Here is a 17,228-nt window from a genome sequence, read left to right as displayed (position 1 = left end):
TTCAATTATTGCAGATTTATAGCAAATAAAGGGCTACATGCCTTTAAAAACAAAGGATTGTAGCCTGTTGATTAAGTTATTTTTTAACCACCTCGAAATTTTCTACCGGTTCCTGCAGTGCAATATCAAGAACTTCATCAACCCACTTAACCGGATGGATCGATAAATCTTTCTTAACATTGTCTGGAATTTCTTCTAAGTCACGCTCATTGTCTTTCGGGATAACGACAGTTTTAATGCCACCACGATGTGCCGCCAGTAATTTTTCTTTCAGTCCCCCAATAGCCAATACCTCACCACGAAGAGTAATCTCGCCCGTCATAGCTACATCACACTTCACAGGGTTACCGGTTAGTGAAGAGACAAGCGCAGTACACATTGCTATACCCGCGCTAGGTCCGTCTTTCGGCGTCGCGCCTTCAGGAACGTGCACGTGAATATCGCGTTTTTCATAGAAGTCGTCATTAATACGAAGCTTCTCTGCGCGACTTCTTACCACTGTCATGGCTGCCTTAATCGACTCTTGCATGACATCACCTAGAGAACCGGTAGACGTCATTTTGCCCTTACCAGGGACAGACGTAGTTTCTATGGTCAGTAAGTCTCCACCCACCTGTGTCCAAGCGAGTCCTGTAACTTGACCTATCTGATTATCTTTGTCGGCTTTACCATAATCAAAGCGTTGAACACCAAGATAATCTTTAAGGTTATCCTGTGTTACGACTACTTTGTCTTTACTCTTTTTGAGTAGAATATCTTTAACCGCTTTACGGCACACCTTAGACACTTCGCGCTCTAAGCTTCGTACCCCAGCTTCACGGGTATAGTATCGAATCATCCCGATAACGGCAGAATCGGTGATTTCCAACTCTTTCGCTTTCAGGCCATTGCGCTCCATTTGCTTACCAATTAAATGATTTTTAGCGATATTGAGCTTTTCATCTTCTGTGTAACCAGATAGACGAATTACTTCCATACGGTCAAGTAATGGGCCTGGAATATTCATGCTGTTAGAGGTGGCGACAAACATAACGTCTGACAAGTCATAGTCCACTTCCAGATAGTGATCACTAAAGCTGTTGTTTTGCTCTGGGTCTAATACTTCAAGAAGCGCTGACGCAGGGTCTCCTCGCATATCTGATGACATCTTGTCGATTTCATCGAGTAGAAAAAGCGGGTTTTTAACCCCCACTTTCGCCATTTTTTGCACTAGCTTCCCTGGCAACGAGCCAATGTATGTGCGACGGTGACCGCGGATTTCAGCTTCGTCACGTACGCCACCTAACGCCATACGCACATATTTGCGTCCCGTAGCCTTAGCGATTGATTGGCCTAACGAGGTTTTACCTACACCAGGAGGACCTACAAGACACAAAATCGGTCCTTTGAGCTTCTTAACACGCTGTTGTACCGCCAAATACTCAAGAATGCGCTCTTTCACCTTCTCAAGACCGTAATGATCTTCATTTAGCACACCTTCTGCACGAGAAAGGTCTTTTTTTACAGGCGAGCGCTTGTTCCAAGGCACATTTGTGAGCCATTCGATGTAGCTTCGAAGTACTGTTGCCTCTGCAGACATTGGTGACATCATCTTAAGCTTTTGAAGTTCAGCTTTCGCTTTATCTTCCGCTTCTTTAGGCATCTTAGCGTCGGTTATCTTTTTAGACAGCGCTTCAAATTCATCGGGCGTGTCGTCAAGCTCACCCAGTTCTTTCTGGATGGCTTTCATTTGCTCATTCAAATAGTATTCACGCTGGCTTTTTTCCATTTGCTTTTTAACGCGAGTACGAATTTTCTTTTCGACCTGCAGCAAATCAATCTCGCCTTCCATCAGTGCCATAAGGTACTCAAGACGTTCATTTACGCCATGCATCTCTAACACTTTTTGCTTTTCAGTAAGCTTAAGAGGCATGTGCGCAGCCATGGTATCCGCTAAGCGCGCCGCATCTTCAATGCCATTAAGTGAAGTCAGTACTTCTGGTGGAATTTTCTTGTTGAGCTTTACGTAACCTTCAAATTGGGAAACCGCAGAGCGAATAAGCACTTCCTGCTCGTTCTCATCAATATCTTCGTCGGTTAACTTATCTACGTTTGCAACGAAGAACGGCTCTGACTGTTTATAACTTTCGATTTCGCCACGTACACTTCCTTCTACTAGTACTTTCACCGTACCATCGGGCAGCTTTAGAAGTTGTAGAATAGTAGCAATGGTACCGACGGTATAAATGTCATCTGCTGCAGGCTCGTCTAAACCTGCGTCTTTTTGTGCTACAAGGAAAATTTGTTTGTCATTATCCATTGCCGCTTCAAGGCAACGAATTGATTTCTCACGCCCAACAAATAGGGGTATGACCATATGCGGGTAAACAACCACGTCCCGCAAGGCAAGCACAGGAATTTCAATGCGATTTTCACGCTCAACTGTCATACTTGTTCTCAATTAGTTTGAAATGTCATTTTTATATGGGGATGCAAGAGCAAAGTTCAATCTAAACTTATTAAAGTGTGTTAATTCCTTAACCTTACCTTCCCTGCTCCAGGGCCTGTTGACCTCAGTATAACCATTATCGATTTTACCTCGAATGGCAATACTAAACTCAAAAATCTAGTAGAAAGGATAGCGAGATTTGTTTTAACCGCTCAAATATCACCCACTTTCAAGGTATACCCTTTGGTTGAACGTAGCTCAGATTAGACAACGAAGTCTGAAACTTTGACTGTGAAAAACAAAAAAAGGCCCTTTAGGGCCTTTTTTCAGAAAACCAACATCTATTCAGAGGCGGCTTTCTTTTCGTTGCTGTCGTAAATCAAGATAGGTTTTGATTCACCGCGAATTACCGTCTCATCGATTACAACTTTACTTACGTCTTCCATTGAAGGGAGGTCGTACATGGTATCAAGCAGAACCGCCTCAACGATTGAACGGAGACCACGAGCACCGGTTTTACGATCCATTGCCTTTTTAGCAATAGCGTTAAGTGCATCGTCGCGGAACTCAAGCTCTACGTCTTCCATCGAAAATAATGCACCATACTGTTTGGTGATTGCATTCTTGGGCTCGCGTAAAATTTGAATTAGCGCTTCTTCATTCAACTCTTCAAGGCTTGTCACAACCGGTAGACGACCAATGAATTCTGGTATCAAACCATATTTCACTAAATCTTCAGGCTCAACTTGCTTGAATAACTCGCTAATTTGCTTACTGTTGTCTTTCGACTTAACCGTAGCACCAAAGCCTATTCCTGTGTCTTTCTGTGCACGTTGCTCGATAACTTTATCGAGACCCGCAAACGCACCACCACAAATGAACAGTATTTTAGACGTGTCAACCTGCAGGAACTCTTGCTGAGGATGCTTGCGTCCACCTTGCGGAGGAACTGACGCGACCGTGCCTTCAATCAATTTAAGCAGTGCCTGCTGAACGCCTTCACCCGATACATCACGAGTAATTGAAGGGTTATCTGACTTACGAGAAATCTTGTCGATTTCGTCTATATAAACGATACCGCGTTGTGCTTTCTCAACGTCGTAATCACACTTTTGAAGTAGCTTTTGGATGATGTTTTCAACATCTTCACCTACATAGCCGGCTTCCGTTAGCGTGGTTGCGTCAGCCATGGTAAATGGAACGTCGAGTAAACGCGCTAGGGTTTCAGCTAGCAGTGTTTTACCACTCCCCGTGGGGCCTATTAACAAAATATTACTTTTGCCAAGCTCTACGCCTTCGTGCACATCACCGTTACGCAAACGCTTGTAGTGGTTATAAACCGCTACTGATAATACCTTCTTTGCATGTTCTTGCCCGATAACGTAATCGTCTAGGTGAGCATGAATTTCACTTGGTTTAGGTAAAGCGTCCTGCTTTTGCTTAGGCGCGATTTCCTTAATTTCTTCGCGAATGATATCGTTACATAACTCAACACACTCGTCGCAAATGAATACCGACGGGCCTGCTATTAACTTTCTTACTTCGTGTTGGCTTTTGCCACAAAACGAACAGTACAGTAGCTTGTTATCACCGTCACCGCTTTGCTTATCACTCATTACTTTTGCCTCTGCCTTACCCGAGCCGAAAACCAAAAACGTGCTGTGCACTGGCTCGGGTCATCTATAACTATACTACTTAGTTGCGGCTACGTCAGATCGATTTGCTAAAACTTGATCAACAAGGCCGTATTCTTTCGCCTCGGATGCACTCAAGAAGTTATCTCGGTCTGTGTCTCGCGCGACTTTTTCATAGTCTTGACCGGTATGGTCTGCCATTAGGCGATTCAACTTTTCTTTAATAGACAGGATTTCCTTCGCATGTATTTCAAAATCAGATGCCTGACCTTGGAAACCACCAAGCGGTTGGTGAATCATTACACGCGAATTAGGTAGACAATAACGCTTACCTTTAGCTCCTGCAGAGAGTAGAAATGCGCCCATGCTTGCAGCTTGGCCCATACATACTGTACTCACGTCTGGCTTGATAAACTTCATCGTATCGTAAATTGCCATGCCAGCAGTTACCGAACCGCCTGGTGAGTTAATGTATAAGAAAATATCTTTCTCTGGGTTTTCAGCTTCTAAGAACAACATTTGAGCAACGATGAGGTTGGCCATGTGATCTTCAACTTGTCCTACTAAGAAAATGACGTTTTCTTTCAATAGGCGAGAATAAATGTCGTATGAGCGCTCACCTTTAGAGGTTTGCTCAACAACCATAGGAACAAGTGCATTCATTGGGTCAAACGGGGTATTAGTCATAGCTACCTTGATTATCTAGCGTTAAAAACAAAAATGCTCGGAAGGCTCCGAGCATTTAAGCAGTTGCTGACAAGTAATGTCAATCAGACAGTAAAAAATTACGCCTGTTTGTTCATAACCTCGTCAAAAGCTTTAGTTACTTCGGTAACTTTTGCTTGCTCAAGAACCCACTCAATAGCTTGTTCTTCTAGTGCAACGTTCTGCATTTGTTGCATAAGCTCTTGGTTGTTGTTGTAGTAATCAACAACTTCTTGCGGATCTTCATACGCTGAAGCAGCCGTTTCGATCATCTCGTTAACTTTAGCTTCGTCTGCTTTAAGTTCGTTCTGCTTGATCACTTCACCTAGAAGAAGACCAATAGATACGCGACGTTTAGCGTTGTCAGTAAACAATTCAGCAGGTAGGTCTGGAAGGTTCTGACCACCGCCTTGTTGGCTGAAACGTTGTTTAGCTTGCTCGCGAAGCGCGTTTACTTCTTGATCGATAAGCGCTTGAGGAATATCAATCTCGTTAGCTTCAACTAGCTTAGCAATAACGTCTTCTTTAACTTGCGCTTTTAGCGTTTGGTTTAGTTCACGCTGCATGTTCTTGCGAACTTCTGCTTTAAGCGCGTCAACACCGCCTTCTTCAACACCGAATAGTTTAGCAAACTCTTCGTCAACTTTTGGAAGGTTTAGGCCTTCTACTTTCTTAACGGTAGTTTGGAAAACTGCATCTTTACCTTTTAGGTTTTCTGCGTGGTAGTCTTCAGGGAAAGTTACTTCGATAGTCACTTCTTCACCCGCTTTCGCGCCAACAAGTGGCTTTTCGAAACCAGGGATCATGCGATCTTTACCTAGCTCAAGAGCGAAGTCTTCTGCTTTACCACCTTCAAACTCTTCACCGTCGATAGAACCAACGAAGTCGATGATAACTTTGTCGTCTTTCTTCGCTTTACGCTTAACTTCTTTCCAAGTTGCGTGCTGCTTCTGAAGTGTTTCCATCATGTTATCTAGATCTTCGTCAGTAATTTCTACTACTGGCTTTTCGATTTCGATATCGCTAACACCTTTCACTTCTACTTCTGGGTAAACTTCGAAAGATGCTGTGAATTCTAGATCCTGACCATCTTCGTCTTTAGTCAGTTCAAACTTCGGCATACCGGCAGGCTGGATTTTTTCTTGGATCACTGCTTGGTAGAAGTTTTGCTGCATAACATCGCCAGCAACTTCTTGGCGAACAGCTTGGCCGAAACGCTTTTTGATTACGTTTACAGGAACTTTACCTGGACGGAAGCCATTGATGCGTTGTGTTTTCGCCAATTGCTGTAGACGTGACTTAACTGCTGAATCAACCGTGTCAGCTGGAACGGTGATAGTAAGACGGCGTTCTAAACCCTGGGTCGTCTCGACTGAAACTTGCATTATGTTACCTCAACTATACGCCTTTACAGGCGTTTTGTTCTCAATCCCCTCTCCCGTCATGCAGTAGTTGCATATCACTCCGGGGTAGAGGTCATTATTCGACGTTTATAAAATCAGAGTCAGGACACAATATTGTGCAAAAAAACCCAACCCGAAACAAACGTACTGGTTAAAAAAAGACGCGGTAGTATACAGCCGCATACCACAAGAGTCGAGAGGCAAACATAAGTTTGTAACAACCATTTGAACGCATTTTAACCAAATGACGAAACTTATGGCGCAAATAAACAATAAATAGGGAGTTTGGGCGAATTCGCTGAACAAAGGATAGATTGAGAGAAGAAAGATAGTGGTCGGTGAGACAGGATTTGAACCTGCGACCCCTTGTACCCAAAACAAGTGCGCTACCAAGCTGCGCCACTCACCGACAGAGATATCTTATTGAGAAGCGCTGAATAAACTTCAAATATGGTGCGGAAGGAGAGACTTGAACTCTCACGCCGTGAAGCACTGGAACCTAAATCCAGCGTGTCTACCAATTCCACCACTTCCGCAAAAAGTGGGGTGGACGATGGGACTTGAACCCACGACAACCGGAATCACAATCCGGGGCTCTACCAACTGAGCTACGCCCACCATAGTAATCCTGTTTATGCTTATGCGTGAATCGAGAAACACATAAACGTCAATCAAGCTGTCAGGATATTACTTAATTGCTTGATAGTCAGTTTCGACTCATACCTAAAACACTCGAGCGCTTATCTCGTGTTGATTTAAGTTCTCTATAGAATCGAAAAAGCATAAATGGTCGGTGAGACAGGATTTGAACCTGCGACCCCTTGTACCCAAAACAAGTGCGCTACCAAGCTGCGCCACTCACCGACAGGAATGCTTACGCTAAGCTTTTGATAAAGCTTGAAAATATGGTGCGGAAGGAGAGACTTGAACTCTCACGCCGTGAAGCACTGGAACCTAAATCCAGCGTGTCTACCAATTCCACCACTTCCGCAAAAAAGTGGGGTGGACGATGGGACTTGAACCCACGACAACCGGAATCACAATCCGGGGCTCTACCAACTGAGCTACGCCCACCATAGGGTGTGTTTGCAACTTACCTGCTTTATTTTAGCAGTGTAACTTTAAAAATTCAGCCTTGCTATCAGGGCCTACCTGACTCGCATGGCGCGCCCGGCAGGATTCGAACCTGCGACCCACGGCTTAGAAGGCCGTTGCTCTATCCAGCTGAGCTACGGGCGCTTGGCGAATCTTCGCTGCAAAAAATGGTCGGTGAGACAGGATTTGAACCTGCGACCCCTTGTACCCAAAACAAGTGCGCTACCAAGCTGCGCCACTCACCGACTGATGTAGCGACCATCAGGCATTTCGCCGTCTGTGCCGTTACGGGGTGCGAATATTACTGACATCCCCCCACCTCGTCAAACACTTTTTTAATTTAAATCGACAACCGCTCACAAAGCATCCATTCTCACGTTTTTTTATACAGTAAAAAGACATATCCCAGGCTTTTGTTGTTCATAATTCCCTTTGTTTAGAGTAAACATCAGGAATTCTTTTTTATAGACAATTGCCCGATAACGAACAAGTGAAAGGCAAAGGCGTTGTTCGGTGGCTTAGACTATATTATTTAGAGCATACGGGTAAACGTGTTGCGCTTTTCTGCTAACCAAGCCCAAGTTTTTGTACCTAAGCTGTCAATGCAAAGTGCTAATGTCATTATATTGCGTCCCACGGAAGATTGCTCATTCGCAAGCAAATGCGGCGAATAACAGCGAGGTAATAACTACTAGAGTATTAGTGCTGTTTTATGAAACAATATAGGGCACTTGTTGACCACTTAACCATATAAGAATCGTAAAAAACCATGACCGCCCATCTTATTGACGGCAAATTAATTGCCAAACAAGTTCGCCAGCACGTATCCTCCTACGTTGAATCGCTTACACAAGCAGGTAAAAGACAGCCAGGTCTTGCCGTTGTCCTTGTCGGCAGTGATGCTGCGTCTCAAGTTTATGTTTCCAATAAACGAAAAGCATGTGAGGAAGTGGGGTTCGTCTCACGCTCTTTCGATCTTCCTTCTGATACCACAGAAGAAACTTTGCTAAATTTAGTGGACGAGCTAAACAACGACAAAGAGATAGACGGTATTCTGGTGCAGCTTCCTTTGCCTGCGGGATTGAATGCAGAAAAAGTGCTAGAGCGTATTCACCCGCATAAGGATGTAGACGGATTCCATCCATATAATATTGGCCGCCTTGCACAGCGCATTCCTGCGCTGCGTCCCTGCACGCCCAAAGGTATTATGACCATGATTGAGTCTACGAAGCGCCCAGTAAAAGGTTTAGACGCGGTCATTGTAGGTGCGTCGAATATCGTCGGTCGCCCGATGAGCTTGGAATTACTGTTAGCAGGCTGCACCGTGACTACCTGTCATAAGTTTACTCAAGATTTAAAAAGTCACGTTCAGCGTGCAGACCTACTGGTAGTCGCAGTAGGTAAACCTAACTTTATTCCGGGCGACTGGGTAAAAGAGGGGGCGATTGTTATTGATGTGGGCATTAATCGCCTTAACGATGGTTCACTGGTTGGCGATGTTGATTTCGAAAAAGCGAAAGAGCGAGCAGGCTGGATAACCCCTGTGCCAGGCGGCGTTGGCCCCATGACAGTAGCCAGCTTGATAGAAAATACGCTGGAAGCGTACGTGAAATATCATTCTTAAGGCACAAGGGTTCAACCAAAATGTTAAGGCAGAAATTCATTTTCTGCCTTTTCGCTTTATACTCCTTTCGTTTTGAACACAGATTTAAATTAACCAACACCTTTTATGACAGAACCAACATTTCCGTTGTGCGAAGAGCATGTAATTGATGCAACGCTTAAGTGGGTCGATGATATTGTGATAAAACACAACTTTTGCCCCTTCGCGCGTTATGTACGAACGCCAAACCAAATTCGGTGTGTGGTAATTTCAGGCGATGCAGGAAATGTCGTTCGGTCGCTATACGATGAGTTACGGCATTTAGAAGAGAACGACAAAACAGCTACAACACTGATCGCACTAACGCACTCAACCATTGCTGATTTTAACGAATATCTCGATGTGCTGGCTATTAGCGATAATATGCTGCATGACTGGGGATACAGCGGTACTTACCAACTAGCGAGTTTCCACCCTGATTATGTGTTCGACGGTAGCAACGTAAACGACGCTGAAAACTATACCAATCGTTCGCCCTACCCGCTTTTACATCTAATTCGTGAAGCGGATATCACACGCTACATGAAAAAAGAAGAAGATGCTGAAAAGATATTTAGTCGTAACATTGAAAAAGCACAAGAACTTGGTTGCCCTTATTTTAAGGGTGTGTTAGATGCGCTAAAAAAAGATAGGCCCGCTCGCTAACACACGTGAAGGTTCCTTTCTAAGCCAATTAAAAAACTTACACTAAAAGGAGAAAATCCACGTGATGAGAGCAGGCCCAAAGTATTGGATCGCTCCAGGGAACTTTAGTAAGCAGCGCTTATAACAAGCAGTATGCTTATTAAACTCAAGCTTTCACTTGAAAGGTCACTTTACCTGCACATTGTGTGACTAATATGACAACGTGACACATTTTTGACTTCATTAAGGCTAAAACGTGAATACTCACAATTTATTTTCTCTTGAGGCTATTGCGACCGTCGCTACGCCTTTCAAACAAAAATTTGCTATTCCAAGACAGCCCAACCTAGCTAACGCCCCAGGTGTGATCACCTTTGAAGATGGCTTTAACGATATCAATATGCTTAAAGGAATAGAAAATTACAGTCACCTATGGCTGCTTTTTATCTTTCACCAGAACATAGAACGCGGTTGGAAAAATACGGTAAAAGCTCCTCGTCTAGGTGGCAATGCCACTATGGGTGTTTTGGCAAGTCGTAGTACCCACAGACCTAACGGGATTGGCATGTCTGTGGTGAAAAACAAGGGCGTGGTTAGCCGTAACGGACTGACACAGTTAGCGGTGGAAGGGGTAGATCTCGTCGACGGTACACCACTTGTCGATATCAAACCCTATATCGCATACGCTGATAGTGTGCCAAGCGCCAGCGATAACCTAGACGATATTTGCCCCATTCCTAATCGCGACGTTTTATTCGCTGATAAAATCCGGCCGATGCTTGCCGACATTGAGAAAATGCACCGTGATTTCTCGGCCTTGGTGACCGCGGTACTATCTCAAGATCCTCGCCCCGCCTATAAACAACAGCTTGATAATGACGACAAAACCTACCGCGTGACGCTATACGACATTGATGTGGGTTTTGAAATAAAAGATGCGATTGTTACGATCACGGAGCTAGTTCATTTAAGATAATTGCATTATTAGTGGTAACAGTCTGTGGCGAAATAGCTCGCAGTTAATTAGAATACGCTCAAACGTGTGACACCCTATCTCGGTTCAAGCATTTCGCTATATTTTGTTTTGCGAATTGCCTTTTGCGAAAGACCATCACACTAACCGTCATAAATACATTTATAACAGGATACCTGCTTTACATGCGCACTAGTCAATATTTGCTTGCCACGCAGAAAGAAACACCTGCTGATGCAGAGGTTATCAGCCACCAGCTAATGCTAAGAGCTGGTATGATCAGAAAGCTTGCCTCGGGTCTATACACGTGGTTGCCGTCTGGTCTTCGTGTACTTAATAAAGTAGCCAATATTGTTCGAGAAGAAATGAACAAAGCAGGCGCGATTGAAGTGCTTATGCCCGTGGTCCAGCCCGCTGACCTGTGGGAAGAGTCTGGACGTTGGGATGAGTACGGTCCAGAACTACTTCGTATTAAAGACCGCCATCAACGTGACTTTGTACTAGGCCCAACGCACGAAGAAGTGATTACTGCCCTTGTGCGCAATGAAATTAGTAGCTACAAGCAGCTTCCACTTAATTTATACCAAATTCAGACTAAGTTCAGAGACGAGGTACGCCCACGCTTTGGAATTATGCGCGGTCGCGAATTTACTATGAAAGATGCGTACAGCTTCCACTTAGAAGACAGCTGTTTAGAAGAGACTTACCAGAAAATGTACGATGCCTACTGTGCCATTTTTTCGCGCATGGGCTTAGACTTTAGAGCAGTCATTGCAGATTCAGGTTCAATTGGTGGTAACCATTCTCACGAATTCCACGTACTTGCCGCATCAGGCGAGGACGATATCGCTTTCTCAAGCGAAAGTGACTACGCGGCAAACGTTGAAATGGCTGAAGCTGTGGCGCCCGAGAAGGCAGTTGCTTCGGGTGCGGCCGTTGAAACTAAAGATGCCAAAGGCAAAGATTTCGAAAAGATTCTCAAGAGTATTGATACTGAAACTACCAATGCCGTGAAAATTGTTGTGGTAAAAGCTGCAAACGCAACTAATGAGAAAGGCGAAGAAGTACAAGAAGACAATTGGGTCGCGCTGGTACTTCGTGCTGATCACGAACTTAACGATGTTAAAGCAGAGAAAATCCAAGCAGTGGCAGCACCATTGGTTGAAGCGTCATTCGACAAAGCTAAGGAATTGCTTGGTGTAGTGCCCTATTTTGCAGATGCAACTAACCTTCCCATTCCAGCTTACGTCGATGCTAGTGCAGCGGCACTCGCGGACTTTACTACAGGCGCTGGCGTAGGCGGTAAAATGAACATCAACGTAAACTGGTCTGGAGATATCGCAAGCATTGATATTCGCAACGTTGTAGCGGGCGATGCATCTCCTGACGGGAAAGGCACGCTAGATATTAAACGCGGCATTGAAGTGGGTCATATCTTCCAGCTTGGCAGCAAGTATTCAGAGGCCATGAATTGCGGCGTACTAAGTGAGTCAGGTAAACACCAAACCCTTACTATGGGTTGTTACGGTATAGGCGTGTCTCGCATTGTTGCGGCAGCTATCGAGCAAAACCATGATAAATTTGGTATTAAGTGGCCAGACCCTATTGCACCGTTTAAAATTGCACTGATACCGATGAATATGCATAAATCTCATCGAATTAAAGAAGCAGCAGAAGCCCTTTACGAAGCGCTTATTGCGCTTGGCGTAGAAGTGTTATTTGATGACAGAAAAGAACGTCCAGGTGTTATGTTTAATGATATGGAATTAATTGGCATACCTCACAGCATTGTTATTGGTGAAAGAAATCTAGATAATCAACAGGTTGAGTATAAAAATAGACGTACTGGTGAGAAACAGTTGTTAGATCTTAGCGCAGCAAAGGATTTTGTCGCCGCACTCTAACATCGGAGCTCGCTTATTAGATAAAGATGAGGGCGTATGCGGTTAACATTTTATGGCGTAAGAGGGTCAATCCCTACCCCGGGAGCAGCTTACGTCCGCTATGGTGGCAATACCGCATGCGTTCATATTGAGCTTGAGGATGGTACCGATATCATTCTAGATTCCGGTACAGGGATCCGCTCACTTGGCGAGCGCCTTGTTCAAAAAGATACACCCATTCATCTATTGTTAAGTCATAATCATTGGGACCATATCCAAGGGTTTCCTTTTTTTGCGCCTATCTATCAGGCTTCTCGCGAGATCAACATATATCCAGGTCAAACCTACCTTGATGAACCCGATCAAATTTTAAAGCAAATGGAAGGTTCGTTATTTCCAGTACCCAGAAGCGCGCTGAAAGCTAACATATCCCTTGTCGATATACCCAAAGCCACAAACCGGTTTTCAGTGGGTAGCGCAATCATAACTCGCCTAGCCATGAATCATCCCGGCTGTGGCAGCGCTTATTGCATTGAAGCCGATAACGCAAAGCTGGCTTACATAACAGATAATGAGCTTTACCCTCCTTACAAAAAAGAAACCGATTTTATCGATTTCGCAAAATTTGCTCGAAATGCCGATCTTCTCATACATGATGCACAATATATGTTGTCTGACATGCCAGCTAAAAACGGGTGGGGCCACTCTATCGCGGAAGAAGCTGTAAAACTAGCAATGGCATGTGATGCAAAAAAATTAGCGCTATATAGTCATGATCCAGAACGCACCGATGACGATATAGATGATGTCTTAAACCATTGTAATGTATACGTCACAGTGGCAGAGTCTAATTTACAAGTATTTGCATCTTCAGAAGGCCAAACACTGGACTTCAGTAAAGCATAACAACAACCCCATATTACGGAGAATTAAAGGTGTCTGTGTTAAAGCCTTTTGTATTTATGGCAGCACTTGCTGCATGTACGCCTGTTTGTGCTCAAAAAGCGGTAAGCGAACAAGCGCCACCTATTGATAACAGTGAACAAGAGCGCACTGTAGGCAATGAAGAAAATCAAGCATCACAGGATGAAAGCGGTATCGAAGTTATCGATATCATCAAACGTGACACCATCACGGAAAGTGCACTAGATGACCGATTAGAAGGTGATAAAGAAGCACTAGACAATGTTTTTGCTATCACCCAGCATAGACAAAACTACTTGCTTCCTGTCACTTATGTTTCCAACCCTAATACGTTCGGCAATGAAGAACTAACAGAAGAGAATGTAGATAACAAAGAAGCCAAGTTTCAGGTTAGCGCTAAACTACCGCTATACTTAGAAGAGACAGGTTTCGACGGTTTATACTTTGGCTTTACGTTAACATCGTTCTGGCAGCTGTATAACAGCGAAGCTTCTAAACCTTTCCGAGAAACGAATTACGAACCGGAGGTTTTTTGGCAGGAAACTGCGGATTATTCCGTACTTGGCTACAAATTTAATACCTTCCAAGTCGGTTTCAATCATATGTCTAACGGTCAGAGCGGGCTTCGCTCTCGAAGCTGGAACCGTCTTTTTGCATCAATTGTCTTTAGCGATAACGATGATATTTACTACTTAAAGACCTGGTACCGCATCCCTGAAGATGAAAAAGCAGACCCACTTGATCCGACCGGTGATGACAACCCCGATATACAAGATTACTACGGTAGAATGGAGTTTGGCTATGGCAGGAAAATTGGTGCATTCAAGGTATTGGCGCTGTTGAGAAACAACCTTGATTTCGACGAAAACCGAGGCAGCATACAGCTTGACTTAACCTATCCTATTTCTGACCGCTATGAGGTACTTTTGCAGTACTTTAACGGCTATGGCGATTCACTTATCGACTACAATCGGTCACAAGAACGTATTGGTATTGGTTTTCAGCTGCACTTTTTGTAAAAAATCAATAATCACTTAGACACAGAGTGGGCACGCCAAGCAACTTTTGTGTGGCGTGCATTTTTCTTACTATACACCACTCATGGTTAACCAATCACGCCAGCCGCGCGATAAAGCTGAATATGTACATCTACCAGCGCAGCAATATCTCTTTGATATCCTCCACCAATGACCGCCGCAATTGGAACACCTAAACGATCAGCCAAAGCAAATACTGTCTTGTCCCTTTCATAAACACCTTGGGTGGATATATGCAAATGGCCTAAATCGTCGTTCACATGTACATCAACGCCTGCATCATAGATGATAGCATCAGGCTGAAACTGTCTCATTACCATGGTTAGCGCTTGTTCAAGCGTGGTTAAATACTCGTCATCTTCAGTGCCCTTATCAAGTCCTATGTCAATGTCGGAACGCTGCTTTCGATGAGGAAAGTTCTTTTCGCCATGAATAGATAAAGTAAAAACATCGCGGTCATTTTCAGCAAGTTTGGCTGTACCATCGCCTTGATGCACATCTAAATCAACAATAAGCACATTCTCAATAGAGGGAGTTTGCTGCATAGTTTTTGCCGCTAAATACAAATCATTGAACAGACAAAAGCCTGACCCAAAATCCACAAACGCGTGATGATAACCTCCGGTTAAATTCAAAGCTTTTCCATGCTCTAGAGCAAGATTGGCCGTTAAACAGGTACCCGCCACGGCAGTACGGGTACGTTCAATCAGCTGCTGCGACCATGGAAAACCTATGCGGCGCATGGCTTTTTTATCTAGTGCGCCGGTAGTGAGCGCATCGACATAGTCCGAGTCGTAATAAGTAGCGAGTAAAGACAAATTAACAGGCGATGGAGTGACAAAACGCGATGTTTCCACGCCACGATTTAATAATTCATCGCGAATACCTACATATTTTTCTATGGGGAACCGGTGTCGCTCAGGAAGATCTAGCTGGCTATAAATAGGGTGAAATACGAGTGGTGTTGTCATTATTGTCAGTACTAATTTTTGGGGGCGTTCGTTTGTAACAAATAAAACAAAAAAAGCGCGAACATGGTAGACGCACTCCTTTTTAAGTCTCGCTGAGTGGGTAATTATCTACGCCGACTGCCCTTAATACTGACAAAACACCATTACCGGGTCAAACTGTTCACCACCTTTTCCACGTTCTCTGACATACTTTTCATCGAGCGAGACATATCATCACGCTGCGCAAGCTGGTGATATTTTTCAGATGATGTCACAACGTTACTTATAATAACTTCCACCTGCTGTAATACAGCCTCTTGTTCATCTGCCGCTTCGTTAAGCGCCACAACAACGCTGGCAGTCTCTTGAATATCCCTCACCACGTTATTGAGTGTTTCAAGCGCCGTAGCGGCCTCTGCCGCGTTGCTGTCAGATAACTGCTTGCCTGACGACATTGCGGTTACTGCGCTTTTTGCTTCAGCTTCAAAGCTGCTTAATATATCGTTGATTTCTTTTGTCGACTGTTGCGTTTTAGCTGCAAGTGCCCGAACCTCGTCAGCTACCACAGCAAAACCACGGCCATGCTCACCCGCCCTAGCAGCTTCAATAGCAGCGTTTAGAGCAAGCAGGTTTGTCTGATCAGCAATCTCATTGATCACGTTTACAACTTTCAAAATATTGGTACTTCGGCTTTGCAGTTCTGACACGATATTACTTGATTCAGTTACCGTTTTAGCTAGCTGCTTAAAGCCTGCATTGGCGCTTTCGAACGTGGCATAACAACTCGCTACGTTCTTTTCAGAGTTATTGGTCGCTACAGCAACTTGGTCAGTAATCGCAACTAAGTTTTGAACTATCTCTCTCAACTTATCCGTACTGCTATCAAGAGAGCGTGACGCATCGCGCTGTCCATTCGCGCCCTCCATAATAGATTGGCTAACATTACCCAATGTACCAAACGCTTTTTCTATTTCTCGCTCTGCCTGTTGCAGTTGGGCAACTGAGTCCTTTAATTTATATTGTAATGCTCGTGCAGAATCTGCCAGCATGCCCAGTTCATGATCACTTGAATATGTTAAGTCATAGTCATAGCGACTATTGGCTAAATTCGATATACACGCAGCAACCTGTTTTGTTGGTTTAATAACCTGAGAACGCAAACGCGCAATAACATATGCAACAGCGAGTATAGACAGCGCGATAGCCGCCAGTAGAATTATCCACAGCATAGTACGTGTATTCGCTTTAAGTTCGGCAATCGCATTCGCTGAATCCGCTGCAATTTCTGATGCAATGTTTGATAAAAGCTTAGCGGGCTCCCTATCAATACCGCGCACAAAGCTATCGCCAACCTTTGGGTCAAATCCTGAGTTAATGAATGCATCGTATCCTTCCCGGTATTTTTGGGCCATTATCGCGTGTGCTTTTTGAAATTGCCTAATATCAGACTTTACGCTTTCACTTATCACATCACTTGATAGCATCAGGTCAAACTGGCGAGTGATGTCAGTTTCACGCTGTTTAAATCGCTCCCAGTATTTCTCTCTGTCGTCTATTTTGTGACCACGCAGCAATACATTCTTCCATTCTTGGACTTGGGTTTTGAACGTACTGAGCGTGGTATTGACGTCTCGCTCTGACTGCACGAGGGTGTTTTCTAACTCATCGAATGAATTAAGTAACGAGAAAGACTTTAGAATTGAGGCACCGTTTAATAGTACAAGAATTAAAAAGCTGGCGAGAACAGGCGTCATCACCAAACGGCTGATGCTTGTGTAATTGAACACGGCTTAACCTATAGTATAAATTTAAAGAAGGACGTCGCCATTAAATGATATTTTTATGACACCACGGTTACATCCAGAGTATTAAATTACATACCAACATATAGCAACTCATACCGCACGCA

12 protein-coding genes and 8 tRNA genes are annotated in these 17,228 nt (G+C 44.1%); 6 read left to right on the top strand and 14 right to left on the bottom strand.

Annotated features, from left to right (window positions below; translation table 11 throughout):
• Positions 1–76 precede the first annotated feature (76 nt).
• The 12 genes from lon to V7R42_RS15770 form a co-directional block, all read right to left on the bottom strand.
• Positions 77–2,428 carry an endopeptidase La gene (lon, locus tag V7R42_RS15825; RefSeq protein WP_334021189.1) on the bottom strand — a complete coding sequence of 784 codons (2,352 nt, stop codon included), beginning with the start codon at positions 2,426–2,428 and terminating at the stop codon, positions 77–79.
• A gap of 341 nt (positions 2,429–2,769) precedes the next feature.
• Positions 2,770–4,044: an ATP-dependent protease ATP-binding subunit ClpX gene (clpX, locus tag V7R42_RS15820; RefSeq protein ID WP_014950146.1), complete on the bottom strand. Its 1,275-nt coding sequence runs from the start codon at positions 4,042–4,044 to the stop codon at positions 2,770–2,772.
• Positions 4,045–4,119: 75 nt separating this feature from the next.
• Complete coding sequence (gene clpP / locus V7R42_RS15815; RefSeq protein WP_321824667.1) at positions 4,120–4,749, bottom strand: ATP-dependent Clp endopeptidase proteolytic subunit ClpP; 630 nt, start codon at positions 4,747–4,749, stop codon at positions 4,120–4,122.
• Between the two features lie 98 nt (positions 4,750–4,847).
• Positions 4,848–6,152: a trigger factor gene (tig, locus tag V7R42_RS15810; RefSeq protein WP_014950148.1), complete on the bottom strand. Its 1,305-nt coding sequence runs from the start codon at positions 6,150–6,152 to the stop codon at positions 4,848–4,850.
• 350 nt (positions 6,153–6,502) lie between these two features.
• Positions 6,503–6,579: transfer RNA gene (locus tag V7R42_RS15805), tRNA-Pro, on the bottom strand.
• Positions 6,580–6,621: 42 nt separating this feature from the next.
• A tRNA-Leu gene (locus V7R42_RS15800) sits at positions 6,622–6,706 on the bottom strand.
• A gap of 6 nt (positions 6,707–6,712) precedes the next feature.
• Positions 6,713–6,788: transfer RNA gene (locus tag V7R42_RS15795), tRNA-His, on the bottom strand.
• Between the two features lie 169 nt (positions 6,789–6,957).
• Positions 6,958–7,034 (bottom strand) — tRNA-Pro (locus V7R42_RS15790).
• A gap of 42 nt (positions 7,035–7,076) precedes the next feature.
• Positions 7,077–7,161: transfer RNA gene (locus V7R42_RS15785), tRNA-Leu, on the bottom strand.
• Between the two features lie 7 nt (positions 7,162–7,168).
• A tRNA-His gene (locus tag V7R42_RS15780) sits at positions 7,169–7,244 on the bottom strand.
• An 88-nt stretch (positions 7,245–7,332) separates the two neighbouring features.
• Positions 7,333–7,409, bottom strand: a tRNA-Arg gene (locus V7R42_RS15775).
• A gap of 24 nt (positions 7,410–7,433) precedes the next feature.
• Positions 7,434–7,510, bottom strand: a tRNA-Pro gene (locus tag V7R42_RS15770).
• Positions 7,511–8,034: 524 nt separating this feature from the next.
• On the opposite strand from V7R42_RS15770, the gene folD reads away from it, so the two are divergent.
• The 6 genes from folD (at position 8,035) to V7R42_RS15740 (ending at position 14,351) form a co-directional block, all read left to right on the top strand.
• Positions 8,035–8,889, top strand: a complete 855-nt coding sequence (gene folD / locus V7R42_RS15765; RefSeq protein ID WP_334021188.1) for a bifunctional methylenetetrahydrofolate dehydrogenase/methenyltetrahydrofolate cyclohydrolase FolD — start codon at positions 8,035–8,037, stop codon at positions 8,887–8,889.
• Positions 8,890–8,994: 105 nt separating this feature from the next.
• A complete protein-coding gene (locus V7R42_RS15760; RefSeq protein WP_334021187.1) occupies positions 8,995–9,573 on the top strand; it encodes a DUF1415 domain-containing protein in 579 nt (192 codons plus the stop codon).
• A gap of 235 nt (positions 9,574–9,808) precedes the next feature.
• The gene (gene tsaA / locus V7R42_RS15755) at positions 9,809–10,528 is read left to right on the top strand and encodes a tRNA (N6-threonylcarbamoyladenosine(37)-N6)-methyltransferase TrmO (RefSeq protein WP_334021186.1); all 720 of its coding nucleotides are present in this window, start codon (positions 9,809–9,811) and stop codon (positions 10,526–10,528) included.
• Between the two features lie 182 nt (positions 10,529–10,710).
• Positions 10,711–12,429, top strand: coding sequence for a proline--tRNA ligase (locus V7R42_RS15750; RefSeq protein ID WP_334021185.1), 1,719 nt, complete (start codon positions 10,711–10,713; stop codon positions 12,427–12,429).
• A 36-nt stretch (positions 12,430–12,465) separates the two neighbouring features.
• Positions 12,466–13,314: an MBL fold metallo-hydrolase gene (locus tag V7R42_RS15745; protein WP_334021184.1), complete on the top strand. Its 849-nt coding sequence runs from the start codon at positions 12,466–12,468 to the stop codon at positions 13,312–13,314.
• A gap of 29 nt (positions 13,315–13,343) precedes the next feature.
• Complete coding sequence (locus V7R42_RS15740) at positions 13,344–14,351, top strand: phospholipase A (RefSeq protein WP_334021183.1); 1,008 nt, start codon at positions 13,344–13,346, stop codon at positions 14,349–14,351.
• A gap of 86 nt (positions 14,352–14,437) precedes the next feature.
• On the opposite strand, the gene V7R42_RS15735 is transcribed toward V7R42_RS15740, so the two are convergent.
• Together V7R42_RS15735 and V7R42_RS15730 are read right to left on the bottom strand one after the other, a co-directional pair.
• The gene (locus tag V7R42_RS15735; protein WP_334021182.1) at positions 14,438–15,340 is read right to left on the bottom strand and encodes a histone deacetylase family protein; all 903 of its coding nucleotides are present in this window, start codon (positions 15,338–15,340) and stop codon (positions 14,438–14,440) included.
• A gap of 143 nt (positions 15,341–15,483) precedes the next feature.
• Complete coding sequence (locus V7R42_RS15730; protein ID WP_334021181.1) at positions 15,484–17,106, bottom strand: methyl-accepting chemotaxis protein; 1,623 nt, start codon at positions 17,104–17,106, stop codon at positions 15,484–15,486.
• Positions 17,107–17,228: the final 122 nt, after the last annotated feature.

The sequence above is a fragment of the Alteromonas sp. S015 genome (assembly GCF_036864485.1).
Taxonomy (GTDB): domain Bacteria; phylum Pseudomonadota; class Gammaproteobacteria; order Enterobacterales; family Alteromonadaceae; genus Alteromonas.
Note: the sequence above shows the minus strand (reverse complement) of the source record. Positions and strands in the feature narration are given on the sequence as shown.